Origin of the sequence: Sphingobium sp. S6 (assembly GCF_905120495.1) — a bacterium.
Classification (GTDB): domain Bacteria; phylum Pseudomonadota; class Alphaproteobacteria; order Sphingomonadales; family Sphingomonadaceae; genus Sphingobium; species Sphingobium agri.
Genome location: NZ_CAJHOG010000001.1, coordinates 922,362 through 948,327, shown reverse-complemented (window position 1 = coordinate 948,327; position 25,966 = coordinate 922,362). Strand labels below are relative to the sequence as shown.

Below are 25,966 nucleotides of genomic sequence, written 5' to 3'. Positions count from 1 at the left end.
ACAGCGTCGGATGGCCGGTCAACATTCACATTGCCGTTTTCCGAGCAGAACCAAAAAAAACTCCACGTCATGCCAGCGAAAGCTGGCATCTCAGGCGATAGGGAACGGCCTAACCTCACGAGATCCCAGCCTTCGCTCGGACGACATGAATCTCTCTCAATTTCCTCCGCGTCTCCGCGCCTCCGCGTGAATTCTAAACCACCCGCCGCTGCGCCCCAAACCAAGGAACCAGCCGCCGGATCGCTTCCTCCACCCGGTCTGTCGACACGGCAAAGCTGATCCGGATATGCCGGTGCCCATCCACCGGATCGAAATCGATCCCCGGCGCCGTCGCCACGCCGGTCTCCTCCAGCAACTTCTGGCAAAAGCCCAGGCTGTCATCCGTCAAATGCCCCACATCCGCATAGATGTAGAAGGCCCCATCCGGCGGCGCGATTTCCTTGAGGCCCAGCGCTGGCAACGCCGCCAGCAGCAATTCCCGGTTCCGCCGGTAGTTCGCGACATGCCCCTCCAGCTCGTCAAGGCAGTCGAACGCCTTCAACCCCGCATGCTGCGCGAGGGAAGGGGGCGTCAGGAACAAATTCCCCATCCGCGCCCGTGCCGCTTCGACCAGCGTCTTTGGAAACACGACCCAGCCAAGCCGCCACCCGGCCATCGAAAAATATTTGGAAAAGCTGTTCACCACCACCGTATCGGGCGCGAATTCCAGCATAGAATGCGCCGCCTCGCCATAGGAAAGGCCGTGATAAATCTCGTCCGACACGATCCTGATCCCGCGCCGCGCGCAGACCTCCGCGATTCGCGCCATCTCGTCGGCAGGGATGATCGTGCCCGTAGGATTGGCCGGGCTTGCGATAATCACGCCATCGGGCGCGGGCTCCATCGCCTCCAGCGCCGCTGCGCTGATCTGGTATCGCTCGGCAGGCCCGCAATCCACCTCGACCGGCTCCAGATAGAGCGCCTTCAACGTATTGCGATAAGCCACATAGCCCGGCCGCGCTGTCGCCACCCGCGCGCCCGGCGCGAACAGACAATTGAGCGCCAGCACCAGCCCCGGAGAAGCGCCACAAGTCAGCAGGACCTGCTCCGCCGCCACCGCAACGCCATAGCGTTCCCGATACAGCAGCGCGATCCGCTCTTTCAGCGCCGGGCTCTCCCAATAGCCCATCGGGTCGCTGTCCAGCACCCGATGCGCCTCCGCTATCGCAGCGGCAGGTGCGCCGGTAGAAGGCTGCCCGAATTCCATATGCAGGATCGAGCGCCCCTCGGCCTCCAGCCGATGCGCCTCCACCCCGATCGCGATGGCATGAAAAGGATCGATCTGCGCAATCATGCGCTGGCTCACTCCGAAATCCAGACCTCGACCGACACACCATGCTGGCACAGCGCCACCCGGATCGGCAGCTCCTCGACCGGCCCACCAGCCAGCGCCCGGTCATAGACCGCCTTCTTCGCCGCACCGCCAATCTGCAAGAAAATATGTCGGCTCTTCAGGATCGCCCTGGCGCTCAAAGACATGCGCTGATGCGGCGCGGCAGGCGGCGTCACCGCAACCGTCAGCGCATGGGTGGAAAGACCCTCCGCCAATTCCTTAGCCTCGGGAAACAGCGAAGCCGTATGCCCATCCTCGCCCATGCCAAGCAACACGATGTCCAGCGGCCAGGGCAATTCCGCCAGCGCCGCCTCGCAAGCTGCCTGCCCGGCATAGGCATCCGCCGCGTCATTCTTCATGCCAACAAACCGCGCCTTCGCCGCCGCGCCCTGCAACAGCGTCCCACGCACCAGCCGCTCATTACTGTCCGCATGATCCGCCGCCACCCATCGTTCATCGACCAGCGTCACGACGACTTTGTCCCACTCCAGCGCAGCGTCCGACAGCGCCTCCAGCACTGGCCGGGGCGACCGCCCGCCCGACAGCGCGATCGTCGCCACGCCCCGCGCCGCGATTGCATCGCCCAGCACCACGGCGATCCGCCGCGCCATGTCGGCAGCGGCAAGCGCGCCATCAACGAAAAGATGCTCAGTGGGCATCGCGGTCGCCCCGTATGTCGGTCAACTTACGCTCCCATGCCAGCGCATGCGCGACGATCTGGTCCAGATCGGCATGGCGCGGCTGCCAAGGAAACTCCGCCATGATCGCGCGATTGTCGGAGATCAGCGAGTCCGGATCGCCCGCGCGCCGTCCTTCCATCCGCCGCTCGATTTTGATGTTCGTCACCCGATCGACCGCATCCAGCACTTCCAGCACCGAAAAACCGCGCCCATAGCCGCAATTCAGCAGATAATTCTGTTCCGGCTTAGCCATCAGCGCGTCCAGCGCCAGCACATGCGCCGCCGCCAGATCAGTGACATGGATATAGTCGCGCACGCCCGTGCCATCAGGCGTATCGAAATCCGTCCCGAACACCGACACAAACTCCCGCTTCCCCAGCGCGGCCTCGACCGCCACCTTGATAAGGTGCGTCGCGCCGGCCGTCGACTGCCCCGTCCGCCCCTGCGGATCGGCGCCAGCGACATTGAAATAACGCAGCGCGCAGAAATTCATCGGATGCGCTGCGCTCACATCGCGCAGCATATATTCGGTCATCAGCTTGGACATGCCATAAGGATTGATCGGCCGCTGCGGCGTCGTCTCCTTGACCGGACTCTCCTCTGGAATGCCATAGGTCGCGGCGGTGGAGGAAAAGATGAAATGCGGCACGCCGACCGTCACCGCGCTTTCGATCAGGTCGCGGGTCTTGGCGCTGTTGTTGTGATAATATTTGAGCGGGTTCTCCACCGATTCCGGCACCACCACCGACCCGGCAAAGTGCATGATCGCCTTGACGTCATGATCGCGCAGAGCCTTCTGCACCAGCGGCTGGTCCGCGATATCGCCTTCGACGAAAGCCACATCGTCAGGCACCGCCCAGCGAAAACCCGTCACCAGATTGTCGATCACCACGACGTCATACCCCGCATCGCGTAGGGCCAGCACCGCATGGCTTCCAATATAACCGGCACCACCCGTGACCAGAACCGTGGGCTTTTCGCTCATAGAATAGGATTTCCTCTGACAGAATCGGGCGTTCATCCTCCGTCATCCTGAACTTGTTTCAGGATCCATGGTGCCTCCACACTCAGGCGGAGCCGAAGGCGAGATGGATCCTGAAACGAGTTCAGGATGACGAGCGTGGGGATAGCCGCTGCCCGACGACTAACGCACTGAAGCTACAATGCCCACCCCGTTCATGCTGCACCGCGAGACGAAAAGGGGTTAGAGAGGGACACGCTGCGTGTGTCCCTAAAACCTTGTCATCCTGACCTCGTTTAGTTGCGCTGGCCTTCGGCCCAGGATCCATCGTGCCCCACACTCAACTCCTGCCGGAGGCGAGATGGATCCTGAATCAAGTTCAGGATGACGGCAGTTTAGTTTTCCACCGCCCCCAAAAAACCTCAAGCGGCAGCCTTCACCCCTTCATCATAAAAAGTCGCCCCACTAGCCGCCATATCCTGCAACTGCACCGTCGGCGCGAACCGCTCCCCATGCCGCGCCGCCAGCCGTTCCAGCACCGCCACCACATGCCCGATACCAACCGTATCCATATGGCTGAACGGCCCCCCGGTCCAAGGCGCAAAGCCCCAGCCGAAGATCGCGCCCAGATCGCCATCCTCCACTGTTTCCAGCACGCCTTCCTCGTAGCAGCGCGCACATTCCACCAGTTGACGATAAAGCAGTCGCTCCTTCACTTCCTCCACATCGGGCTGCACCGCCGCGCGCGGGAACATCTCTTCCAGCCCCGGCCAAAGATGCTTCTTCCCACCCTCGGGATAATCATACCAGCCCTTCGCGCTCTTACGGCCCAGCCGCCCCAGCTCAACCATGCGCGCCATCACCGCATCGGACGGCTGCGCCACATAGGAATCGCCCAATTCCTTCTGAGCCGCGACGACGATCTTGTGGCCAAGCTCGATCGACACTTCGTCACCCACCGCCAGCGGCCCCACCGGCATCCCCAATTGCCGCCCGGCATTTTCGATGAGCGCCGGATTGATCCCCTCGGCCACCATCTCCACGCCTTCCTGCACATAGGTGCCAAAACAGCGCGAGGTATAGAAACCGCGCGAATCATTGACGACGATCGGCGTCTTCTTGATCTGGCTAACGAAATCCAGCGCCTTGGCGATTGCGGCCGGGCCGGTTTCCTTGCCCAGAATGATCTCGACCAGCGGCATCTTCTCAACCGGCGAGAAAAAGTGGATGCCGATGAAATTGGCAGGCTTGCTCCACGCCTTGGCGAGCTTCGTGATCGGCAAGGTCGATGTGTTGGACCCAAAGATCACATCGGGGCCGAGCACCTCCTCGACCTTCTTCGTCACCTCCGCCTTGATCGCGACATCCTCGAACACCGCCTCGATCACGAAGTCGGCTCCGGCAAGCGCCGCATAGTCGGTCGTCGGCGTCACGCGCGCCAGCGTCTCGGCCATCTTCTCCGGCGTCATGCCACGGCCCAGCCGCTTCTTCAGTACATCCTCGACATGCGCCTTGCCCTTTTCCGCATAAGCAAGGTCACGGTCGAACAGCATGACCTCCATGCCGGCCTGCGCCGCCACTGTCGCAATCCCTGCGCCCATCATGCCAGCGCCCAGCATGGCAAGCTTCTTCGTGGGCGCCTTGGGCTGGTCCTTCGGCCGCCGCGCACCACGTTCGGCGGCATTCTTGTTCACGAACAGGCTGCGGATCATGTTCGCCGCCTGCGGATCGGCCGCAACCTTCGCGAAATATTTGCTCTCCACCCGGATCGCCCGGTCGAACGGCAGCAGCGCGCCTTCATAGACCGCCGACAGCAAAGCGGTGGGCGCATTCATGTTCCGCTGCGTCTGCTTCAGCGTCATCGGCACCGCGCCGACCATCGTCTGGACGAAAGCCGGGTTGAACGCACCCGCACCACCGGGGAATTTGAACCCCTTCACGTCCCACGGCTGCGCGATGGCGGACGGGTTCGCCTTCACCCACTCTTTCGCCTTCTCGACCGCAGTGCCCTGCGGCACGACTTCATCGACGGCCTTCAGCATCGCCGCTTCGGCCGGGCGGAACAGCTTGCCCTGCAACATGTACATCAGCGCCGCCTGCACCCCGATCAGGCGCGGCAGACGCTGCGATCCGCCACCGCCGGGGAAAAGGCCGATCAGGATTTCCGGCAGGCCAAGCTGCGTCTTGGGACTGTCGCCCACCACCCGCCGATGGCAGGCCAGCGCCAGTTCGAACCCGCCACCGACGCACGTGCCCTCGATAGCGCAGGCCACCGGCTTGCCGCATGTTTCCAGCCGCCGGAACAACTGGTTCAGCACGAAAACCTGCTCGAAAATCTCGGCCGGGGCAGGGCGCTTTCCCGCGCCGCTCGCCAGCATCGACCCGAAATATTTAAGGTCCATGCCAGCCATGAACCCGCTATCCTTGCCCGAAGCAATCACCGCGCCCTTGATCGCTTCCTCCGACCCGATGCGCGTAATCGCCTCATCCAGATCGGCGAGGAAATCGGGGCCGATGACATTCATCGACTGGCCCGGCACATCGATGGTCAGCGTCACGATGCCGTCAGCGTCGATGTCAAAATTAATGGTCTGCACGATCCTGCTCTCCTTTTAGCCCCTCCCCTTCAGGGGAGGGGTTGGGGTGGGGGCCATCCTCCAGAGCCGCGCTCGGATCAGCCCACTACCAACCCGTTTTCAAACTCGCTCAATAATAATCCCGGTCCCCATGCCCGCACCCACGCACAGGTTCACCAGCGCCGTGCCCTTGCCCGATCGCTCCAGCTCATCCAGCGCCGTCCCCAACACCATCGCCCCCGTCGCGCCCAGCGGATGGCCCATGGCTATCGCGCCGCCATTCACATTGATCCTGTCATGGTCCAAATCCATCGCCTGCATGTAACGCAACACCACGCTCGCAAAGGCTTCGTTCAGTTCCCAAAGGTCGATGTCATGGCTGCTCATGCCCGCTCGATTGAGCAGCTTGCCCGCAACGAACTCCGGCCCAGTCAGCATGATCAGCGGCTCGGAGCCGATCGACGCCATCGCCTTGATCCGGGCGCGGGCTTTCAGCCCATATTTCTCGCCCATTTCCTTGTTGCCGAGCAGCACCGCGGCCGCGCCATCGACGATGCCGCTGCTGTTGCCCGCATGATGGACATGGTTCACGCGTTCCAGCTCCGGATATTTAAGCAGCGCAATAGCGTCGAAACCGGGCATTTCCTCGCCCAGCGCGGCAAAGCTTGGCTTCAGGCTGCCAAGCGACTGCATCGTCGCGTCGGGGCGCATATGTTCGTCATGGTCCAGAACCACTTCGCCGATCACGTCGCGCACGGGAAGGATCGACTTGGCAAAGCGCCCTTCGTCCCAGGCCGCCTTCGCGCGCCGCTGGCTTTCGACCGCATAGGCATCCGCATCATCGCGGCTGATGCCGAACTTGGTCGCGATCACATCGGCGCCGATCCCCTGCGGCGCGAAATAGGTCTTGTAGGCGACCGCCGGGTCCATGGCGATGGCGCCACCATCCGAAGACATCGGCACGCGGCTCATGGATTCGACGCCGCCGCCGATCGCCAGTCCCGCTTCGCCCGAATAGATTTTCGCGGCGGCCATGTTCACCGCTTCCAGCCCGGAAGCGCAGAAGCGGTTGATCTGGACGCCCGGCACCGTCTGCTCATAATCGGCGTTCAGCACGGCGGCGCGGGCAATGTCGCCGCCTTGCTCGCCGATCGGCGTCACGCAGCCAAGCACGACATCGTCCACATCCGCCGTGTCGATCGCGTTGCGATCCCGCACCGCCTCCAGCACCTGCGTCGCCAGCTGGACAGGGGTGATTTCATGCAACGACCCGTCCGGCTTGCCCCGGCCACGGGGCGTCCTTACGGCATCGTAGATAAAGGCTTCCATCGCTCGGTCATTCCTCTCGGCATTGGCGTCAGGCGCGCCGCAAATGTATTTACGTTTACGTAAAGTGCAAGCGCAAAGGCAATGCGGATCGCGCTTTTCCCGCTATTTCCTTCATTGAATTGAACTCCTTTCCTCCCTTCCGGGTTTGACGCTCCAGTCGATTTCAGGTTCATGCATTTTCAGTGTCAGAGGCAGATTCCCCTCCAGCGCCAACGCCCTTCGCCATACCCATCTTCCGCGCGATATGGTTCGCCAGCCTCGCGTCGAACTTCGGTGGGTTGATCCAGTCCGTCGGCGCTGCATGGATGATGACGTCGCTGTCTGGCTCTCCCATGCTCGTCGCGCTGGTCCCGGCCTCGACGACCTTGCCGATCATGCTGCTCTCGCTCTGGGCAGGTGCGGTCGCCGACAATCTCGACCGCCGCCTCGTCATGCTCGCCTGCCAATTGTCGATGCTGCTGGTGTCCGCTCTCCTTGCCCTGTTCGCCTGGTTGGATCTGCTGACCCCCTGGTCCCTGCTCGCCTTCACCTTCCTCGTCGGCTGCGCGACCGCGATCAACGGCCCAGCCTGGCAGGCGTCGGTCGGCGACATGGTGCCGCGATCCCAACTCCCCAGCGCCGTCGCCCTCAACAGCATGGGCTTCAACCTCGCGCGCAGTGTAGGCCCGGCGCTTGGCGGCATCATCGTCGCCGCCGCCGGAGCCGCCGCCGCCTTCCTCACCAATGCGCTCAGCTACATCGGCCTCTCCCTCGTCCTGCTGCGCTGGCAGCCGGAGCGCGTGCCCAAGCTCCTGCCGCGCGAACGCCTCGGTCACGCCATGAGGGCAGGGGTCCGCTATGTCACCATGTCGCCGAAGATCCAGCTCGTGCTCATTCGCGGCGCCGCCTTCGGCGTTGGCGCGAGCGCCGTCTCCGCGCTCATGCCGCTGGTCGCGCGCGACATATTGAAGGGTAGCGCGCTGACCTTCGGTATCTTGAGCGGGGCGTTCGGCATCGGCGCGGTCCTCGGCGCCCTGTCGTCAGGCAGGCTCCGCCGCCGCTTCCCCATCGAAACCATCGTCCGCTGCGCCGCCCTTGCCCTTGCCGTGGGTACGGCGATCACGGCGTCCACAGGCTGGCTCGTCGTCGCGATCATCGGCTTGCTGCTCTGCGGCGCAGGATGGGTCATCGCGCTGTCGACCTTCAACGTCTCGGTCCAGATGTCCGCCCCCCGCTGGGTGCTGGCGCGCGCCGTCGCCCTCTACCAGATGATGGCGTTTGGCGGCATGGCGCTCGGCGCATGGTTGTTCGGCTGGCTGGCGGAGCATATGGGCGTCGTGACGTCGCTCCACGTAGCCGCCGGCGTGCAATTGGCAGCAGCGATGATAGGCCTTTTCCGCCCGCTGCCCCAGACGGGAGATGAAAATCTAGACCTCCTAGACCGTTGGCAGGAGCCCCAAACGGCTGTGCCGATCGAACCCCGCAGCGGGCCTGTGGTCATCACCATCGAATACCGCATCCCGGCGGGCTCGGTCGTGCCTTTCCTCGCCGCGATGAGCGAGCGGCGCCGCATCCGCCGCCGCGACGGCGCGCATGGCTGGTCCCTGATGCGCGACCTCGCCGATCCTGAGCTATGGATCGAGCGCTACCATGTCTCCACCTGGCTCGACTATGTCCGCCACAACAGGCGGCGCACCATCGCTGACACGGTGAATTTCGACACACTCGCCGCGCTGCACAGCGGCCCCCATCCGCCGGTCGTCCATCGCATGCTGGAAAGGCAGACGGGGTCGCTGCCGATAAGCCGCATGCCCGATGTGCGGGAAATGGACGATCCCATGACCGATCCCACCCGGTCGAGCTAATCCCTCGCCAGATCTTCCGGCGTATCGATATCGATCAGCGAACTGCCCATCGCCTCCACCTGAACGCCCCGGCTCAGCAGCGCCCGTGCGCCCTGATCACCGCGCAATGTCAGCAGTTCAGGAAAGTGTTTCCGCCCGATGAAGGCAGGCGGGGATGAAGAGAAGCCGTCCGTACTCGCCACGACCGAACGCACATCTTCGGCCGCCAGGCATATGCGATTATAATGCGACTGCGGCACAAACGGCATGTCGCCCAGGCAGATCAGAATGCCCCTGCACCGTTTGATCGGCATGACGTGGAGAACTGCGCGGACGATGCTGCTCGCCAAGCCTTCTTCCGGCCGATCATTGACCAATATGCTAAAGCCGCGCCGCTCCAGCCTTCGATGAATGTCGGGAGCATCGGCGATTGGCCGCGTCACCGCCACCAGTTCGCCAAAGGCGAGCGATGCAACGGCCTCAAGCGTATGAGCGATCACCGGCTTGCCATTGAGGTCAGCGATCAACTTGTCATCCTCCCCGAAACGGGATGATGTGCCAGCGGCCAGCAGCACGGCGGCGATCTGTTCAGTCCGCACGCTTTAATCCCGGGCGGAAGGATATGGGGAGTGGGCGAGCGACGGGACAGCCATGCTTTTCGGATCGGCTTTATATGTTGGGCGTTGATGTGCCACCCGGCACCACCCCTGTCCATAGCATAGGTAAAGGGCTGGCATTCCGCTGACAGAGCGGTCATATGCGCCCTGAACAAAGATAAAGAGGAGTAGTGCCATCCATGGACTATGATCCCGATGCCGAGGCCGTAGGCGAAGCGATCAAGGAAGCTGTGCCCGCGAATGTGGCGGACGCCATCCGCACGTTGATCCGTTGGTCTGGCGACAATCCCGACCGCGAAGGCTTGCTTGAAACGCCCCAACGCGTCGCGCGCGCATGGCGGGAATATTGCCGCGGCTATGGCGACGATCCGGCCTATCACCTCTCGCGCATCTTCCATGAAGTGGGCGGCTATGATGATATCGTGCTGCTCAAGGACATCCCGTTCCAGTCGCACTGCGAACATCATATGGCGCCGATCATCGGGCGCGGGCACATCGCCTATTTGCCAGGCAAATATGTTGTCGGCATCTCGAAACTCGCTCGCGTGCTGCACGCCTTCGCCAACCGGCTTCAGGTCCAGGAACGGCTGACCGCCGAAGTCGCCAACTGCATCTGGGAACATCTGAAGCCCCAGGGCGTGGCCGTGGTGATCGAAGCGACGCACGGTTGCATGACGGGTCGGGGTGTCCGCACGCCCAACGTCCTGATGAAGACCAGCCGCATGCTCGGCGTGTTTCGCGACGATGAAAAAAGTCGCGAGGAAGTGCTGAAGCTCATCGAATCGTGAACGGGGAAGACGCACCTGCCTACCGGCCTATAGGCGGCGCGCGAGAGCGGAGCGAGGGCCCGCTGCCGCTGGCGAACAAGCGCCTGGCGCTCATCACGGGCGGTCACCGACGGCTTGGAGGTGTCATTGCCGCCGGGTTCGCCCGCGCGGGCTATTCGCTCGCAATTCACGGCAGCCACGACACTCGGCTGGATTCCGCTCTCGCCTTGACGCTCGACGAGAACGGCACGGAATGGGATGGTTTCACGGCCGACTTCGCCGATCCCGAAAGTGCCGAGGAATTGGTGGCCAAGGTCGCGGAGAGGTTCGGCCGACCGCCCGACATATTGGTAAACAGCGCCGCGATCTTCGGCCAGGACCGGCTCGACAATGTGTCCGCCGAAGACCTTATGCGGCATTATGCCGTAAACTGCGCCGCGCCCGCCCTGCTGACGAAGGCGTTCGCGACAATCCCTGCCGGGGTAGCGGATCGGTGCATCATCAATATTCTCGATCAGCGGATAGATCATCCGCATGCCGACCAGTTGGCCTATACCTTGTCGAAATCGGCACTGGCTGGGCTTACCCGCCTGTCCGCCTCCAGCCTTGCGCCGAACATTCGGGTTAACGCAGTTGCGCCCGGCCTCACCATCGCAACGCCCGATTATGACGAGGCGCAGATGGAAAGGCTGCAATCGGCAATGCCCCTCGGGCGCCTGCCCTTGGCGGAGCAGATTGCGGAAGCTGTGCTCTATCTTGCGCAAGCGAGCGCCGTCACCGGGCAGACGCTCTATGTCGACGGCGGCGCGCATATGCGCAGCTACGACCGCGATTTCATGCATATGGGACGGTGACCGGGGGCGTCGCTTGCGCCTGCCGCACCGCAGATTTGAAGGAAGATGACGATGAGCTTCGAAACGATCCTGGTCGAACAGCGCGATGCCGTCACGCTGGTCACGCTGAACCGGCCACAGGCGCTGAACGCCCTCAATACTAAGGTGCTGGCTGACCTCAGCGCCGCCTTTGCCGCTTATGATGCCGATCCATCGCAATTATGCCTGGTGCTGACCGGCAGCGAAAAGGCGTTCGCGGCAGGCGCTGACATCAAGGAAATGGCCAGCAAGGCCGCTGCCGACTTCTTCCTGGAGGACTTCTTCTCCGGCTGGCAGAGAAATCTTGTCGCCACCCGGAAGCCCTGGATCGCGGCTGTCGCAGGCTTTGCACTGGGCGGCGGTTGCGAGCTCGCCATGATGGCAGACTTCATCATCGCAGCGGACACCGCCAAGTTCGGGCAGCCGGAAATCAAGCTTGGCGTTGCGCCCGGCATGGGTGGATCGCAGCGCCTGACCAAGGCCGTTGGCAAGGCCAAGGCCATGGAAATGTGTCTGACGGGGCGTATGATGGGCGCGGAAGAAGCCGAACGTTCAGGCCTTGTCTCGCGGATCGTACCGGCGGCTGAACTGCTGGACGATGCGCTGAAGACCGCTGCAGCCATCGCCGCCATGCCCCCGATGGCTGCGATGGTGAACAAGGAAATGGTGGATCTCGCCTTCGAAACCATGTTGGGGCAGGGGCTGACGACCGAGCGGCGTTTGTTCCAGCTTCTGACCGCGACCGAGGATCGCGTCGAAGGCATGAATGCCTTCGTTGAAAAGCGTCCCGGCGTGTGGAAAGGGCGCTAAAAGCGACAGGCGAAAAATTTCCACAATTATCCACAGCTTTAGGCGGAGTCTGTCACCAGCATGCCAGATTCCGCTTTGAGCGACTCGCTTTTGGTGAGACCATCCTCCTATCGAAACGGACGACGAAACGGAGAAATCCGGATCATCAAATCGGCGATAATATCAAAGATTTGAGTGAAGTTTCGATCACATCAGGCTGACGTTGGAACCACCCGGTTCGAACGGAAACTGATGGTCTTCAAAGGCGATATCATGCACGCGCGAAAGCGGACGTCGGATATTGTAGTTTGAAGGCACGCTGCGGAACATGGCCTCATAGCCGGAAAGCCGGAGCAAACACGATGCCAAGCCTTTCTGGCGAAAGCATCGCGCGCCGAGTCCGATGATCGCATCCTGAACGGGAAGCGGATCCGGGACACGACGGAAGTGGGGACCGGCAGAGATGCCGGCCCCCATTTTGCGTTTGGTTTGCCTTTTTCTTTGGCCCTATACTAAAGTCTATAGCTCTTTTTTGCCAAATCTTCCGGATGCTTCACCTGTTAATCTACGATGCGAATAGAGAAGGATGGCATCATGGACGATCAGTTGAATTCGCCGGCAACCGAAGACAGGCGCAATTTCCTTAAGACTTGCGGCAGGTTCGCGGCAACGGTGCCGCCCGCGATGACCATCCTCTTGTCCACTTCGCTGAGTTCCGAAGCGATCGCCGCATCCAGTGGCGGCGGCGGCGGCGGCGCGCCCAGGGACACGGGCATAAAAGGCGGCCCTGACGCTCAGCCCAGAACTGGTTCGCTCGACACCGGCATAAAGACGGTGGAAGTCACGCGGCCGAAACTGGGCAATTAGGACAACGCGTCCGGCGATCTGAAGAAGGCGCGCGCCACAAGGGGATATGGTGCCGGCTAGAGGGCTCGAACCCCTGACCCCCTGATTACAAATCAGGTGCTCTACCAACTGAGCTAAGCCGGCGCGTCCGTTGGACGGTGAAGCGCCTTACTATCAGATGATACCGAACGTCCAGCCCTCCGTTGCGGCAATATGTGGATTGAGCGCAGATGGGGTCCAGAGGCTCGGCCTCGGCGCGACGTTGCGCATCCACGCAGCGGTCACGATGGCGTCGGCGCCATGATCATCCGGTGGCAATCCTTCATAGGGCTCAGAGCCCAACGCGCAGAGCGCATCGTCGAGCGCGGCGAGGTCTCGCATCTTCGTCCGCCCCTTCGGCCGTCCGGCCGCGCGGGCCGCAATGCTGGTGTAGATCTCCACCACCAATGACCCACTGCTAGGTGCCGGATCGAACGGCCAGACCGGAACATGATCCCGCACATGATGGAGCAGGCGCATTCCCGCAAAGCTCGCCTTGGCGACCTGCGCCGCGCCGATCGCGTCATAGACGGTGGACGGCTTCCCCCCGCCGCCCGCATTATAATGGGCTTCGCACACCCGGTTATGCATGAAGTCGGCCTTCGCCCCGTCCGCCTTGCCGAAGTAGAAATGGCGGCGGTGGGTGACGTGCAGCAGGCTCGCCGCGCCCAGATCGGGGTCATCGCAGACGCGATCGACATAGGCCCAGAAGTCAGGCCCCGTCGCCGGCACATCGTCGCCCGGCAGATAAGCTTCCCGCGCCACGAAGGGTGGCGCGAAGCTGAAATCGAATCCGAACAGCGTCGGCGCCTCCGCAGCGGCATCGATCAGCCATTCCGCCACCGCCGAACGTGACCAGAAGCCTCCACCGTCCGGATGGACGAGCCGGGGCACGGCGTCACCACGATCGCACAGCGCAACCGCTATCCCCTTGTGCCGCACGCCCTTCGCGCCCGACCAATCGATCGCGGCATAACGGGCAAAACGCGGAGTCATAGACGCAACCGCTTCCTTAATCGCCGTCGCGCTCGGCCCGCAGCCGGTCCCAATAGGCCATGCGCTCGGCTATCCGCGCTTCGAACCCGCGATCGGTCGGGGCGAAGAAGGTCTGCGGCTCCATTTCCTCGGGCCAGTAATTGTCGCCCGAAAAACCCTCCGCATCGTCATGATCATATTGATAGCCCTTGCCATAGCCGATGGTTTTCATCAGCCGGGTAGGGGCGTTGAGGATATTCTTGGGCGGCATCAACGACCCTGTATCTCGCGCCGACTTCCACGCCGTCTTCATCGCAGCATAAGCCGCGTTCGACTTGGGCGCGGTCGCGCAATAAAGGCACGCCTGCACGATCGCCAGTTCCCCCTCCGGGCTTCCCAGGAAATCGTAACTCTCCTTGGCGGCCAGGCACTGAACGAGCGCCTGCGGGTCGGCAAGGCCGATATCCTCGCTCGCAAACCGCACCAGCCTCCGCAGCACATAGAGCGGCTGCTCCCCCGCCGTCAGCATCCGCGCCAGATAATAGAGCGCCGCCTGCGGGTCCGATCCGCGCAGCGACTTATGCAACGCCGAAATGAGGTTGTAATGCCCCTCCCGATCCTTGTCATAGACCGCCATGCGCCGATGCAGCAGCGCCGACAGCCCGGCCGGATCCAGCGGCTCGCCGATATCGATCGAATAGAGCGTCTCGACCTGATTGAGCAGGAAACGCCCATCGCCATCCGCGCTCGCCAGCAAGGCGTCCCGTGCAGCCGGGGTGAGTGGCAAGGGACGCTGCGTGATCGCCTCCGCCCGCTCCAGCAACAGCTCCAGCGCCGACGCATCCAGCCGGTGCAGGATCAGCACCTGCGCCCGCGACAGCAGCGCCGCGTTCAGCTCGAAACTGGGATTTTCCGTGGTCGCGCCGACCAGGGTCACCGTCCCATCCTCGACAAAGGGCAGAAAGCTGTCCTGCTGCGCCCGGTTGAACCGGTGGATCTCGTCCACGAACAGCAGCGTCTTGTCCCCGCGCCGTGCATGCTCCTTGGCCGCGGCAAAGACCTTCTTGAGGTCGGCCACCCCGGAAAAAACCGCCGATATCGGCTCGAACCGCATATCCACCGCATCGGCCAGCAGCCGCGCGATCGTCGTCTTGCCTGTCCCCGGAGGCCCCCACAGGATGATGGAGGAAAGCCGCCCCGCCGCCACCATCCGCCCGATCGCGCCCTCCGCCCCGGTCAGATGCTCTTGTCCAACGACATCGGCCAGGGTCCGTGGCCGCAGCCGGTCGGCCAGCGGCGCATTCTCCCCGGCATCACCGGGCATGTTCACGGCATCGGAAGCAAAAAGATCGGCCATCGTCCCGATATAGGGAAGGCGGGCGCTTTAAGGAACCGGGCTGGAGCGCAGCCGCGCACCCTGCGCCCGCTGGCGGATCACACGGAGATAGGTGTCGACCAGCGCCTGGTTCACCTGATCCCATCCATATCGCTCCGCTTCCCCCATGGCGGCTGCTCCCGCAGCGGCTCGCGCAGCGGGATCAGTGCAGTAGCTCGTCAGCGCATCCGCAAAAGCCCCGATCGCTCCCGGACGGATCAGGCGCCCGGTCACGCCCTCGGTGACAAGGCTCTCGCTCCCCGTCGCCCGCGCCGCCACTGTGGGGAGGGCGCAGGCCATCGCCTCCAGCGTCACATTCCCGAACGTCTCGGTGATCGAGGGGTTGAACAGCATGTCCATGCTGGCGACGGCACGGCCCAGCTCGTCGCCCTTCTGAAATCCCGTGAAGACCGCATCCGGCAACCGGTTCTGGAACCACTCCCGCGCCGGGCCTTCGCCGATGATCAGCACCTTGTGCCGCACATGGCGCATCTTCAACTGGTCGATCGCGTCGGAAAAGACATCCAAGCCCTTTTCCATCACCAGCCGGCCGATGAAGCCGATCACCGGCTCGTCATCCTCTATCCCCAGCGACCGCCGCCAATCCATGTCGCGGCGCCCCGGGTTGAAGATCTCCCGGTCGATCCCACGCGTCCAAATGCCCACATCATAGCTCATCCGCTGTTCGCGCAGCAGTTGCGCCATGGACTCCGAAGGCGCGACGATCGCATCGCAACGCCGGTAAAAGCGCCGCAGCATCGATTCGATGACCGGCTCCAGAAATGCCAGCCCATAATAGCGGGGATAAGTCTCGAACCGCGTATGGACCGAAGCCACCGCCGGAAGCCCGTTGCCCCGCGCCCATGTGACCGCGCGATGTCCCAACGGGTCTGGGCTCGACACATGGACCAGGTTGGGCTGGAACCGCTTCAGGTCGCGCCTGACGCGCCCGCACATGCGATAGGGGACGCGATATTCCTTCCGCCCCGGTATCGCCAGGGACGGAGCGCTCACCAGATCGCCGGTCGGCTCGAACGCGGGTGTCGCGATCGTGGGCGAATAGACGCGCACCGCCGCGCCCTGACGCAGCAAATAGCCCACGAAGCGGTTGAGCGCCTGGTTCGCGCCATCGCGCACATAATTGTAATTGCCGCTGAATAGCGCAACGCGAAGGCCAGTGACGTCCATCTGCCGCCCCTTAACCCAGGCGAACGAAAAACCCAAGGGAACCCCGCCCGCAGCCGGGATTTTTGTCATCGCGATTTCATGAAACGCCGCCATGCGCGTGCGGCAGGAGAGGGTAGAGAATGGTCGAAGGCTTCCGCAAAGGCATGCGGGTCAAATGGAACTGGGGCCAGGGCGTGGGACGTGGCCGTGTCGCGGAGCGCTTCGACGCCCAGGTGGAAAAGATGATCGAAGGCGCGTTGATCCGCCGCAACGGCTCGGCACGGAACCCCGCTTATCTGGTCCAGACCGATAGCGGCAGCGAGGTGTTGAAGCTCGCATCGGAACTCAGCCGCGCCTGAGGCCCTCTCGCCAAGGCTTCGCGCCACTGCCATAGGGGCGGCATGGCTGAACATCTGACCATCGCCGCATTGCTGACCGGCACGCCCATGCCCTTTCGCGACGGCGATTATAGCGCTATCGCAAAGCGGCCGGTGGACGGCGTCGTCCGCGTAAGATGGCAGGGGCTGGAGGGCGACGCGGTAGCCGACCCCATCCATCATGGCGGCTGGGACAAGGCGATCCACCTCTACCCGCAGGACCATTATGACTGGTGGCGCGAACGCAAGCCCGGCCACCCGCTGCTTCAGGCTCCCGGTGCCTTTGGCGAAAACATCGCTTCCTTCGGCATGACCGAGGAGGAAATCTGTCTCGGCGACCGCTTCTCGTTCGGCAGCGCGCTGGTGGAGGTGAGCCATGGACGCCAACCCTGCTGGAAGCTCGATCACCGCTTCGGCACGCGCGACGTGCTTGCCACCATCGTAAAGACAGGCCGCGCAGGCCTCTATTTCCGCGTCCTACAGGAAGGGGGGGCGGAAGCGAAAGGGCGCATGGAACTACTCGACCGCCCATTTCCCGACTGGCCGATCGCCCGCGTTTTTCGCTTGCTGATCGGCGGCCGGCATAAGGTGGAACCGGATGCCGTTCGTGCGCTTGCAAACATGCCGGTCCTGGCCGAGGTCTGGCGCGACCGCGCGCGCAAGCTGGTCGAATAACGGCACCCGTCCTCTCCAGTCCCGACAGAGGGAGGGGCCGGGGGTGGGCAGGGCGTGATTCCAGTGTAACTCAAGGACCCGCCCCTTAATCCGTCCCTTCACCAGAAGCGACCTCGCGCGCCACCCAAATTTACCCCGCCATCTGGCATGCCGTGCAACCCATCCCTATAGCTAAACCATGGCATCGACCCAAAAGCAGAAAAAACCCGCCAAAGTCCGGCCCGCCGGCTTCCCCACCCGCGATCAGGTGATGGAGTTCATCACCTCCTCCGATCAGCCCGCCGGCAAGAGGGAGATCGCAAAGGCATTCGGCCTCAAGGGTCAGGAAAAGATCGCTCTTAAGGCGCTGCTGAAGGACATGGCCGACGAAGGTCTGCTGGACATCGGCCCGGCCCGCGCCTTCCACAAGATGGGCGGCGTGCCGAAGGTGACCGTGCTGCGCATCGTCGATGTGGACGACACCACCCTCATCGCCACGCCGGAACGGTGGGAAGCCGAGGGCCAGCCCGCGCCTCGCCTGCGCGTTCTGGAGCGCGGCAAAAGGGGCGCACTGACCATCGGTGACCGCATCCTAGCTCGCACGGAAGAGGCAGGGCGCGGCTGGGTCGCCCACCCGATGAAGAAACTCGCCAAGGCGAGCGAGGAGCTGCTGGGTGTGGTCGAAGCGGGTGAGGGCGGCAAGCTCTGGCTTCGTCCCGTCGACAAGCGCATCCGCAAGGACACACCGATCAGCGACGCGGGCAATGCTCAACCCGGCGACCTCGTGCTGGCCGAGCCCGTGGGCCGCCCGCCGCGCATCAGCGCGCGCGTTACCGACATTTTGGGCGATCCCTTCGCGCCCCGCAGCTTCAGCCTCATCGCGATCCACAAACATGGCATCCCGCACGTCTTCCCCGAACAGGTGGAGGATGAGGCGGTGGCGGCATCCGGCATCGCCCTTAATGAGGACAAGCGCGAGGACCTGCGCCACCTGCCCATCGTCGCGATCGATCCCGTCGATGCGCGCGATCATGACGACGCCGTCTGGGCCACGCCTGATGAAGACCCCGCCAACCCCGGCGGCTATCACGCCATCGTCGCCATCGCCGATGTCAGCTATTATGTCCGCCCAGGCAGCGCGCTCGACAAGGAAGCACGCAAGCGCGGCAACAGCGTCTATTTCCCTGACCTCGTCGTCCCCATGCTGCCGCACCAGCTGTCATCGGACATGTGCTCGCTCCGCGCCGGGCAGGATCGCGCCGCGATGGCCTGCCACCTTACCGTCGACGCCTCCGGCAAAGTCACCAACTGGCGCTTCACCCGCGCCATCATCCGCGTCGCCGCCGTCCTCGCCTATGAAGACGCCCAGGCGGCAATCGACGGCACATCTCCCCTCCCGCAGGCGGGAGGGGCCGGGGGTGGGCAAGGCGAAACCCCGCCGAACCAACTCGACCTCCTCGAAACCGCCCTCAAACCCCTCTGGGCTTGCTGGAAACTCCTCCGCAAGGCCCGCGACAAGCGAGACCCTCTCGCCCTGGATCTCCCGGAACGCCGGGTCGTCCTCGACGAAAATGGCAAGATCGTCAGCGTCGCCGTCCGCGAACGCCTCGACGCGCATATGCTGATCGAAGATTATATGATCGCCGCCAATGTCGCCGCCGCCAAGGCGCTCGAAGGCAAGAAAGCGCCGGTCATGTACCGCGTCCACGAACCGCCGAGCCGTGAAAAGCTGGTCGCGCTGAAGGAATATCTCGCTACCTTCGACATCGACTTCGCGCTGGGGCAGGTCATCAAGCCTTCGACCTTCAATCGCCTGATCGACCGGATCGGCGAAGCGGAGGAAAAGCCGCAGATCATGGAGCAAATCCTGCGCAGCCAGACCCAGGCCTATTATAGCCCCGCCAACATGGGGCATTTCGGCCTCGCGCTCGGTTCCTACGCGCATTTCACATCGCCCATCCGCCGCTACGCAGATTTGCTGGTCCACCGCGCGCTGGTCGGTGCCTACAAGCTCGAATTGCCCGCGCCGAAGGGCGGCGTTCTGCCCGATCGGACTTCGCTCAGCGCCGATGACTATGAAAATATGGCCCGCGTTGGCGAGATGATCAGCCAGCATGAACGCCGCGCGATGGAGGCGGAGCGGGAGACGATCGACCGCTATGTCGCCGCCTATCTCGCCGCCCATGTCGGCGAACTGGTCGATGCGCGGATTACCGGCGTCCAGAATTTCGGCTTCTTCGCGACGGTCGCAGGGCTCGGCGGCGATGGCCTCGTCCCGGTTTCCACCATGGGCGACGAGCGCTTCTTCTTCGATGAAGCGGGCCGCGCCCTGGAAGGCGTGGAAAGCGGCGACCGCTACACCGTCGGCCAGCATCTCCAACTGCGCCTGGCAGAGGCCGATCCTATCAACGGCTCCCTGCGCTTCGAGCTACCCGACGCCCCGCCGCAGCGGCCAAGCTTCAAGAAGGACCGCGTACGCCCCGGAGCGAAACGCGGCCGCCCCGCAAACATCCGCCACATCGGCTCAAAGCGGGGACGGCATAAGCGATAAGCCGTCGCTTCCGTCCTCCAACTCGTCATCCTGAACTTGTTTCAGGATCTATCATGCCTCACAGGCCAGAGCTCGATCGGTAAACCCCGCAGCCCTCCTGGATGAACCACAACCGCTCCTCAACTCAACCGATCAATCGCCTCCGCGCTCAACCCGCCCGGAATGACCATGATCGGGCAGGGCAGCTTGCCCGCATCCGCCCCAGCAAAGTGCGACACCAGCGCACCGGGATGCCCGCTCGCCGCAGCCCCCAGCACCAGCGCCGCAACATCAGGCATCTCGTCCAGCGTTTCGCGCACCACCGCCACCGCGTCACCCTGCCGCACGGTGATGCTCGGACGGATGCCGGATTCCTCCGTCAGCGTGCCCGCCGCGCTGGTGACGAGCGCTTCGGCGCGCTGCCGCGCCTCATCCTCCATCGTCGCCTGAACGCCGCCCCACTGCACGAACTCGGCGGGCGGTACGAGCGCAAGAATGCGAATAGACCCCGCCGTCTTGGCCGCGCGCCGGGCCGCGAACCGCAGCGCCGTCTCTGCCTCCGGCGATTCGTCCACTACAACCAGATAAGTCCGCATCGCTGTCGCACCCCACGCCAAAATGGCAGCCAACGCCTTCGCCGCCCTATTGTTCGAACCCATCTGGTAAATTGTGAACCAGTCTGGTGAAATGTGGCGGATTATCGCCAAAGGCGCAAGGCGCGCCTTGACCCTCCCGCCCAAAGGGTCAAAACGGCATCCAACGCTTACCCGCTCGGCCGGGAAAAGAAGAGAGGCCTTCACGCATGAGCAAGAAAATCCAGATGCCCGCCTTGTCTCCCACGATGGAAGAAGGGACGTTGGCTAAATGGCTGGTGAAGGAAGGCGATACCGTGTCGTCGGGTGATCTGCTCGCTGAGATCGAGACGGACAAGGCCACCATGGAATTCGAAGCCGTGGACGAGGGCAAGATCGCCAAGATCCTCGTCTCCGAAGGCTCCGAAGGCGTGAAGGTCGGCACCGTCATCGCCATCATCGCCGAAGAAGGCGAAGACCTCGCGCAAGCAGCAGAAGGCGGCTCCGCTCCGGCGCCCAAGGCAGCGCCGAAGGCCGACCCAGTCCCCGCCAAGGCAGAAGCACCCGCGCCGAAGGCAGACGCTCCCGCACCCAAGGCAGAGGCCGCACCCGCCCAATCTGGCGACCGCGTAAAAGCCAGCCCGCTCGCGCGCCGCATAGCCGAGGAAAAGGGCATCGACCTCGCCAGCCTCTCCGGCTCCGGCCCTAATGGCCGCATCGTGAAGGCCGATCTGGAAGGCGCTTCGGCCAAGGCCCCCGCTGCCGCCGCGACTCCCGCCGCCGCAGCCCCGGCCCCCGCGCCCGCCGCGACCCATGCCGCGCAGGACTTCGGCATCCCCCACGAAGTCATCAAATTAAGCGGCATGCGCAAGACGATCGCCCGCCGCCTGACCGAGTCCAAGCAGCAGGTGCCGCACATCTATCTCACCGTCGACGTTCAGCTCGACAAGCTGTTGAAGCTGCGCGCCGAACTCAACGCCGGTCTCGCCAGCCGCAACGTCAAGCTGTCCGTCAACGACCTCCTCATAAAGGCGCTGGGCGTCGCCCTCATCCAGGTGCCCGAATGCAACGTGCAGTTCGCGGGCGACCAGATGCTGCAATTCAGCCGCGCCGACATCAGCGTGGCCGTATCCATCCCCGGCGGCCTCATCACTCCGATCGTGACCGGCGCTGACAGCAAGGGCGTCGCCGCCATTTCCACCGCCATGAAGGACCTTGCCGCCCGCGCGAAGGACGGCAAGCTCAAGCCGGAAGAATATCAGGGCGGCACCGCGTCGCTTTCCAACATGGGCATGTTCGGTATCAAGCAGTTCGAAGCCGTCATCAACCCGCCCCAGGCCATGATCATGGCGATCGGCGCGGGCGAAAAGCGGCCCTTCGTCGTCGATGACTCGCTCCAGATCGCGACCGTCATGTCCGCCACCGGCAGCTTCGACCATCGCGCCATTGACGGCGCGGATGGTGCGCGCCTGATGCAGGTCTTCCGCGAACTGGTCGAAAACCCGATCGGCATGCTCGCCTGATGCGCGCCGCCGACGAGCTGCCGCCGGAGGAAAGCCCCGCCGTCCGCGTCATCGCCATGCCCGCCGACACCAATCCTTATGGGGATATTTTCGGCGGCTGGCTGATGAGCCTGATGGACTCGGCGGCCGGTTCCGTCGCCGCGCGCCACAGCAAGGGCCGCGCCGTGACCATCGCCGTCGAAGGCATGACCTTCCTCCGCCCGGTCGTCGTTGGCGACGAAGTGTCGGTCTTCGCAAAGCTCGTCTCGGTCGGCCGCACATCGATGAAGATCGATGTCGAGGCATGGCGGCGCACCCGTCATGACGACCGATCCTATCGCGTGACCCGCGCCACCTTCACCTTCGTGGCGATCGGTGAGGATCGCCAGCCCCGCACCGTGCCGCCCATGACCGCGGCATAAGAAGAGAGACCAGGATAATGGCTGAGAATTACGATCTGATCGTTCTGGGCTCCGGCCCCGGCGGCTATGTGGCCGCGATCCGCGCGGCGCAGCTGGGCCTCAAGACCGCCATTGTCGAGCGTGAAAATCTCGGCGGCATCTGCCTCAACTGGGGCTGCATCCCGACCAAGGCGCTGCTGCGCTCGGCGGAAATCTTCCACTATATGCAGCATGCCGGGGACTATGGCCTGGCCGCCGAAAAGATCAGTGCGGACATCGCCGCCGTGGTCAAACGCTCGCGCGGCGTCGCCAAGCAGCTCAATCAGGGTGTCACGCACCTGATGAAGAAGAACAAGATCGCCGTTCACATGGGCGAGGGCAAGCTGACCGGGGCTGGCAAGTCTGGGGGCAAGCTCTCCGTCACCAAGGACGGCAAGACCGAAGAACTCACCGCAAAGAACATCATCCTGGCCACCGGCGCCCGCGCACGCGACCTGCCGGGCGCAGCCGCCGACGGCAAGCGCGTCTGGACCTACCGCCACGCCATGACCCCGCCGGAAATGCCGACAAAGCTGCTCGTCATCGGCTCCGGCGCGATCGGCATCGAATTTGCGAGCTTCTACAACGACATGGGCGCTGATGTGACCGTGGTCGAAATGATGGACCGCGTCGTGCCGGTCGAGGATGCGGACGTCTCCGCCTTCCTCGAAAAGGCGCTGAAGAAGCAGGGCATGACTATCCTGACCGGCGCTGGCGTCAGCGATATTCAGGTCGGCGCCAACGGCATCAAGGCGAAGCTGAAGGACAAGGCGGGCAAGGAAAGCGCCGCCGAGTTCAGCCACATGATCGTCGCCATCGGCATCGTGCCCAACACCGAAAATATCGGCCTGAAGGAACTGGGCGTCGCCATGGACGATCGCGGCTTCCTCAAAACCGACGAGATGTGCCGCACCAATGTCGACGGCCTGTGGGCGATCGGCGACATCACCGCCCCGCCATGGCTCGCGCACAAGGCCAGCCATGAAGGCGTCATCGCGGCCGAAGCGATCGCGGGCAAGCATCCCCACGCCATGGATCCGCGCAACATACCAGGCTGCACCTATTGCCATCCGCAGATCGCCTCAGTCGGCCTCACCGAAGCCAAGGCCAGGGAGGCAGGCTATGAGGTGAAGGTCGGCATGTTCCCCTTCATCGGCAACGGCAAGGCGATCGCGCTCGGCGAAGCGGAAGGCTTCACCAAGACCGTGTTCGACGCGAAAACCGGCGAACTGCTGGGCGCGCACATGGTCGGCGCTGAAGTCACGGAGATGATCCAGGGCTTCACCATCGGCAAGACGATGGAAACCACCGAAGCGGAACTGATGCACACCGTCTTCCCGCATCCGACCATCTCGGAATCGATGCACGAAAGCGTACTCGCCGCTTATGGGCGTGCGCTCCATATCTGATCGCCGCTCATGGCAAAGGGGCGCGGGGATATTCGTCCTCGCGCTTCTCGGCGTGCTGGCCATCGCGCTGCTTCAGCGGTCCGGCTGGTTCGATCCGCTCAACATCGCGGCAATGAACGCGGCGGGAGCGGGCAGGGTTGCTGCCCCATGGATCACCACGGTCATGGTCGCAGCGTCCGCTGTGGGCGATACGGTGGGACGCCTGCTCATCATGGCGGCCGTGGCGTTGGGCTTGCTCTACCGGCGTCAGCGTCACGCCGCCCAATGGCTCGCGCTGGTCGTAGTCGGTGGCACCTTGCTCAACACCGGCCTCAAGCAGATTTTCGCCGCGCCGCGCCCCGATCTGCTGCCGCACATCGACATCGTGCACAGCTACAGTTTTCCCAGCGGCCATTCCGCCGGCACCATGATCCTGTTCGGCGCGCTTGCCATGCTGATGCATCGTGCGCTCACTCGTCATAGCCGCCCAACCCCGTTCGCCCTGAGTTTGTCGAAGGACTCAGCCCGAACGGAGCTCAAGGGTCGGGGTAAGGGGCTTTACGCCTCACCCTATATCGCCGCAGCGCTCATCATCGCCCTCATCGGCACCAGCCGCGTCTGGCTGGGCGTGCACTGGCCGAGCGATGTCCTTGCCGGTTGGGTAGAAGGCCTGGGCTGGCTATGCCTCTGGCGCCACTGGCTACCAGCGGGGCGAGGGCAGGAGCAGCGCGTCGCTTAGCCGTTCATGCGGCGGCATCCCGTCCGCCGTAACGAAGCCGTGCACCCAGAAGCTGTCATAAGCGCTGGCGAGCGCGATCATCAGCAACAGCAGCGCCGATCCCGCAAAGACGCCGCGAGCCCCGCGCAACCCCGTTTCCGGCATCAGGGCCAACAATGCCAAGGGCAGCAACGGCAGGAAATAGCGCCCCTGCGTCCCCTGCACATAATCCGCCCCCAGCGGCGTTCCCGTCAGATACATGGCCGTTTCGATCAGCAGACCAGTGCCGGCCACCACGGCGAGCCACCACAGCCTTTGCCCCAGGCTGACCCGCACACCTGATCCGCTCGCCACCGCCGCCGCCAACATGACAGCCGCCACCGGGTAAGCGAGCAGCGGCAGCAGAATCGCGTTCCACCCGAACCGCCCGACGATCTGCAACGCATAAACCGGCGACCGCTCGACGATGCTGGTCCCCAGCGCACGAACATAGGCGGCGGGGTCGCCCAGGATGACGCCAAGCTGCGCGGCAAGCGGCGCGGTCATGACATCCTCACCGGTCTTGCGCGACACGATATGATAAAGCGCCTGGCTGCCGCCCGACATCTTCATCCACAGGATGAACGCGGCCGCTCCAACGGCCATCGCGCCGATCAGCAGCCATGGCCGCATGTCCCGCCGATGCTGCGGCCATTGCAGCCCCGCTGCCATCAGCGGCAGATAAACACCCTTCGCCAGCGCAAGCAGCGGCGCGGCGAGCATCAGCCCGGCGTTTCGGGCCGGACTGCTCCCCATCGCGGCAAGTCGCAGCGACAGCGCGAGACCGGCAAAACCCATGCCGTTGATGACTGCGTCAGGCGAAAGCGAACCCGTTTGATAACAAAATGTCGGCAGCAATGCGGTCGCCAGCAGGGCCGCGCGCCCAAATGGCATCAGGCCGAACGCCACGGTCAGCAAGATCAGCCCGCCCGCAGCGTTGACCAACCGCCCCACATAGAAGCTCCCCATACGCGGCAGGCCCAACGCATCACCGATCATCAATCCAGCGGCAGAAGGCGCATAGAGCGTCGGCGCATAGTTGGCGACATTGGGAAAGTCGGCAAAGGCAGTGCCGGGCCGCCCCGCGTCCGCGCTCCAGGCACGTTCCACCATCGCGGGATCAAAGCGCCGCGCCTTGCCGGTGACCTCCGTTGGAAAATCCACCCCATGCAATTCCAGCGCGGATCGCGGCAGCTCGGCCCCGATTTCCGGACCCCGCTGCTCCGTCATGACCCGGCCGTCCGCCAGCAGCAGCGCCTTCATATAATGCTGGTTTTCGTCGGGTGCCTGAAAGGGCGGCGTGATGATCGCGAACGCCAATGTGACGGCGCACAGCAGCGCCAGCAGCCAGCGGTCCAATCCCTTCACCGGCACGGCAATGGGTGACAGGGCCGCGCGCCCCGTAGAAATCGATAATCGTTCGTGCCGCAAAACGCCGCTCCACCCCCAGAAACCCTCTCCCCTCCGGGGAGAGGGCAGGGTGAGGGGGGCAGCGCAACAATCGTTAGCCTCGCACCCTCACGCCGCTTCCAACCGAAAGCATTGAGGCAGCAGAACC

At 63.7% G+C, this 25,966-nt stretch carries 24 protein-coding genes and 1 tRNA gene; 12 read left to right on the top strand and 13 right to left on the bottom strand.

Features of this window, described 5'->3' with window-relative positions; genetic code table 11:
* Positions 1-193: 193 nt before the first annotated feature.
* The 5 genes from SPHS8_RS04830 to SPHS8_RS04810 form a co-directional block, all read right to left on the bottom strand.
* Entirely contained in the window at positions 194-1,333 is a 1,140-nt protein-coding gene (locus tag SPHS8_RS04830; protein WP_201514872.1) for an aminotransferase class I/II-fold pyridoxal phosphate-dependent enzyme, read from the bottom strand.
* Between the two features lie 8 nt (positions 1,334-1,341).
* Positions 1,342-2,031, bottom strand: a complete 690-nt coding sequence (pgl, locus tag SPHS8_RS04825) for a 6-phosphogluconolactonase (protein ID WP_201514453.1) — start codon at positions 2,029-2,031, stop codon at positions 1,342-1,344.
* On the bottom strand, positions 2,021-3,037 hold the full coding sequence (gene galE / locus SPHS8_RS04820; protein WP_201514450.1) for a UDP-glucose 4-epimerase GalE: 1,017 nt from the start codon (positions 3,035-3,037) through the stop codon (positions 2,021-2,023). The genes pgl and galE overlap by 11 nt, the downstream gene beginning before the upstream one ends.
* Positions 3,038-3,435: 398 nt before the next feature.
* The gene (locus SPHS8_RS04815; RefSeq protein ID WP_201514448.1) at positions 3,436-5,610 is read right to left on the bottom strand and encodes a 3-hydroxyacyl-CoA dehydrogenase NAD-binding domain-containing protein; all 2,175 of its coding nucleotides are present in this window, start codon (positions 5,608-5,610) and stop codon (positions 3,436-3,438) included.
* 99 nt (positions 5,611-5,709) lie between these two features.
* On the bottom strand, positions 5,710-6,918 hold the full coding sequence (locus tag SPHS8_RS04810; RefSeq protein WP_201514438.1) for an acetyl-CoA C-acetyltransferase: 1,209 nt from the start codon (positions 6,916-6,918) through the stop codon (positions 5,710-5,712).
* 182 nt (positions 6,919-7,100) lie between these two features.
* Between SPHS8_RS04810 and SPHS8_RS04805 the strand changes: the two genes are divergently transcribed.
* The gene (locus SPHS8_RS04805; RefSeq protein ID WP_201514436.1) at positions 7,101-8,762 is read left to right on the top strand and encodes an MFS transporter; all 1,662 of its coding nucleotides are present in this window, start codon (positions 7,101-7,103) and stop codon (positions 8,760-8,762) included.
* Here SPHS8_RS04805 and SPHS8_RS04800 read toward each other — a convergent pair.
* The gene (locus tag SPHS8_RS04800; protein ID WP_201514433.1) at positions 8,759-9,340 is read right to left on the bottom strand and encodes a nucleotidyltransferase family protein; all 582 of its coding nucleotides are present in this window, start codon (positions 9,338-9,340) and stop codon (positions 8,759-8,761) included. The two genes, SPHS8_RS04805 and SPHS8_RS04800, sit on opposite strands and share 4 nt — an antisense overlap.
* A 197-nt stretch (positions 9,341-9,537) precedes the next feature.
* Here SPHS8_RS04800 and folE point away from each other — a divergent pair, with 197 nt between their 5' ends.
* Genes folE through SPHS8_RS04785 form a run of 3 tightly spaced genes read left to right on the top strand, consistent with a single transcriptional unit; the run spans position 9,538 to position 11,807 of the window.
* Positions 9,538-10,146 carry a GTP cyclohydrolase I FolE gene (gene folE, locus SPHS8_RS04795; protein ID WP_097091846.1) on the top strand — a complete coding sequence of 203 codons (609 nt, stop codon included), beginning with the start codon at positions 9,538-9,540 and terminating at the stop codon, positions 10,144-10,146.
* Positions 10,143-10,979 (top strand): SDR family oxidoreductase, encoded by an 837-nt coding sequence (locus SPHS8_RS04790; RefSeq protein ID WP_097091845.1) that lies wholly within the window; start codon positions 10,143-10,145, stop codon positions 10,977-10,979. The genes folE and SPHS8_RS04790 overlap by 4 nt, the downstream gene beginning before the upstream one ends.
* 51 nt (positions 10,980-11,030) lie before the next feature.
* A complete protein-coding gene (locus SPHS8_RS04785; protein WP_201514430.1) occupies positions 11,031-11,807 on the top strand; it encodes an enoyl-CoA hydratase-related protein in 777 nt (258 codons plus the stop codon).
* 186 nt (positions 11,808-11,993) lie between these two features.
* Here SPHS8_RS04785 and SPHS8_RS04780 read toward each other — a convergent pair whose 3' ends face one another.
* Positions 11,994-12,263, bottom strand: coding sequence for a hypothetical protein (locus SPHS8_RS04780; protein ID WP_201514428.1), 270 nt, complete (start codon positions 12,261-12,263; stop codon positions 11,994-11,996).
* Between the two features lie 93 nt (positions 12,264-12,356).
* On the opposite strand from SPHS8_RS04780, the gene SPHS8_RS04775 reads away from it, so the two are divergent.
* On the top strand, positions 12,357-12,653 hold the full coding sequence (locus tag SPHS8_RS04775) for a hypothetical protein (RefSeq protein ID WP_236574968.1): 297 nt from the start codon (positions 12,357-12,359) through the stop codon (positions 12,651-12,653).
* 47 nt (positions 12,654-12,700) lie between these two features.
* On the opposite strand, the gene SPHS8_RS04770 is transcribed toward SPHS8_RS04775, so the two are convergent.
* The 4 genes from SPHS8_RS04770 to SPHS8_RS04755 form a co-directional block, all read right to left on the bottom strand.
* Positions 12,701-12,776 (bottom strand) — tRNA-Thr (locus SPHS8_RS04770).
* A 30-nt stretch (positions 12,777-12,806) separates the two neighbouring features.
* Positions 12,807-13,667, bottom strand: coding sequence for a hypothetical protein (locus SPHS8_RS04765; RefSeq protein WP_201514425.1), 861 nt, complete (start codon positions 13,665-13,667; stop codon positions 12,807-12,809).
* A 16-nt stretch (positions 13,668-13,683) separates the two neighbouring features.
* Complete coding sequence (locus SPHS8_RS04760) at positions 13,684-15,003, bottom strand: replication-associated recombination protein A (RefSeq protein ID WP_201514421.1); 1,320 nt, start codon at positions 15,001-15,003, stop codon at positions 13,684-13,686.
* Between the two features lie 27 nt (positions 15,004-15,030).
* Positions 15,031-16,209 (bottom strand): glycosyltransferase family 4 protein, encoded by a 1,179-nt coding sequence (locus tag SPHS8_RS04755; protein WP_201514871.1) that lies wholly within the window; start codon positions 16,207-16,209, stop codon positions 15,031-15,033.
* A 119-nt stretch (positions 16,210-16,328) separates the two neighbouring features.
* Here SPHS8_RS04755 and SPHS8_RS04750 point away from each other — a divergent pair, with 119 nt between their 5' ends.
* The 3 genes from SPHS8_RS04750 (at position 16,329) to rnr (ending at position 19,770) form a co-directional block, all read left to right on the top strand.
* Positions 16,329-16,547 (top strand): DUF2945 domain-containing protein, encoded by a 219-nt coding sequence (locus SPHS8_RS04750; protein WP_097091841.1) that lies wholly within the window; start codon positions 16,329-16,331, stop codon positions 16,545-16,547.
* Between the two features lie 42 nt (positions 16,548-16,589).
* The gene (locus tag SPHS8_RS04745) at positions 16,590-17,240 is read left to right on the top strand and encodes an MOSC domain-containing protein (protein WP_201514419.1); all 651 of its coding nucleotides are present in this window, start codon (positions 16,590-16,592) and stop codon (positions 17,238-17,240) included.
* 178 nt (positions 17,241-17,418) lie between these two features.
* The gene (gene rnr / locus SPHS8_RS04740; protein ID WP_201514416.1) at positions 17,419-19,770 is read left to right on the top strand and encodes a ribonuclease R; all 2,352 of its coding nucleotides are present in this window, start codon (positions 17,419-17,421) and stop codon (positions 19,768-19,770) included.
* Between the two features lie 119 nt (positions 19,771-19,889).
* Here rnr and SPHS8_RS04735 read toward each other — a convergent pair whose 3' ends face one another.
* A complete protein-coding gene (locus SPHS8_RS04735; protein WP_097092817.1) occupies positions 19,890-20,345 on the bottom strand; it encodes a universal stress protein in 456 nt (151 codons plus the stop codon).
* 206 nt (positions 20,346-20,551) lie between these two features.
* Here SPHS8_RS04735 and SPHS8_RS04730 point away from each other — a divergent pair, with 206 nt between their 5' ends.
* From SPHS8_RS04730 to SPHS8_RS04715, 4 genes are read left to right on the top strand one after another with little or no spacing between them, the layout of a single operon-like run.
* Complete coding sequence (locus tag SPHS8_RS04730) at positions 20,552-21,844, top strand: pyruvate dehydrogenase complex dihydrolipoamide acetyltransferase (protein WP_201514412.1); 1,293 nt, start codon at positions 20,552-20,554, stop codon at positions 21,842-21,844.
* Entirely contained in the window at positions 21,844-22,245 is a 402-nt protein-coding gene (locus SPHS8_RS04725; protein WP_097091838.1) for an acyl-CoA thioesterase, read from the top strand. Before SPHS8_RS04730 ends, SPHS8_RS04725 begins: the two co-directional genes overlap by 1 nt.
* Positions 22,246-22,262: 17 nt before the next feature.
* Positions 22,263-23,672 carry a dihydrolipoyl dehydrogenase gene (gene lpdA, locus SPHS8_RS04720; protein WP_201514409.1) on the top strand — a complete coding sequence of 470 codons (1,410 nt, stop codon included), beginning with the start codon at positions 22,263-22,265 and terminating at the stop codon, positions 23,670-23,672.
* The gene (locus tag SPHS8_RS04715) at positions 23,650-24,390 is read left to right on the top strand and encodes a phosphatase PAP2 family protein (RefSeq protein WP_201514406.1); all 741 of its coding nucleotides are present in this window, start codon (positions 23,650-23,652) and stop codon (positions 24,388-24,390) included. Before lpdA ends, SPHS8_RS04715 begins: the two co-directional genes overlap by 23 nt.
* Here the strand turns inward: SPHS8_RS04715 and SPHS8_RS04710 are convergent.
* Positions 24,352-25,782 carry a DUF2142 domain-containing protein gene (locus SPHS8_RS04710; RefSeq protein ID WP_201514870.1) on the bottom strand — a complete coding sequence of 477 codons (1,431 nt, stop codon included), beginning with the start codon at positions 25,780-25,782 and terminating at the stop codon, positions 24,352-24,354. The two genes, SPHS8_RS04715 and SPHS8_RS04710, sit on opposite strands and share 39 nt — an antisense overlap.
* Positions 25,783-25,966 lie beyond the last annotated feature (184 nt).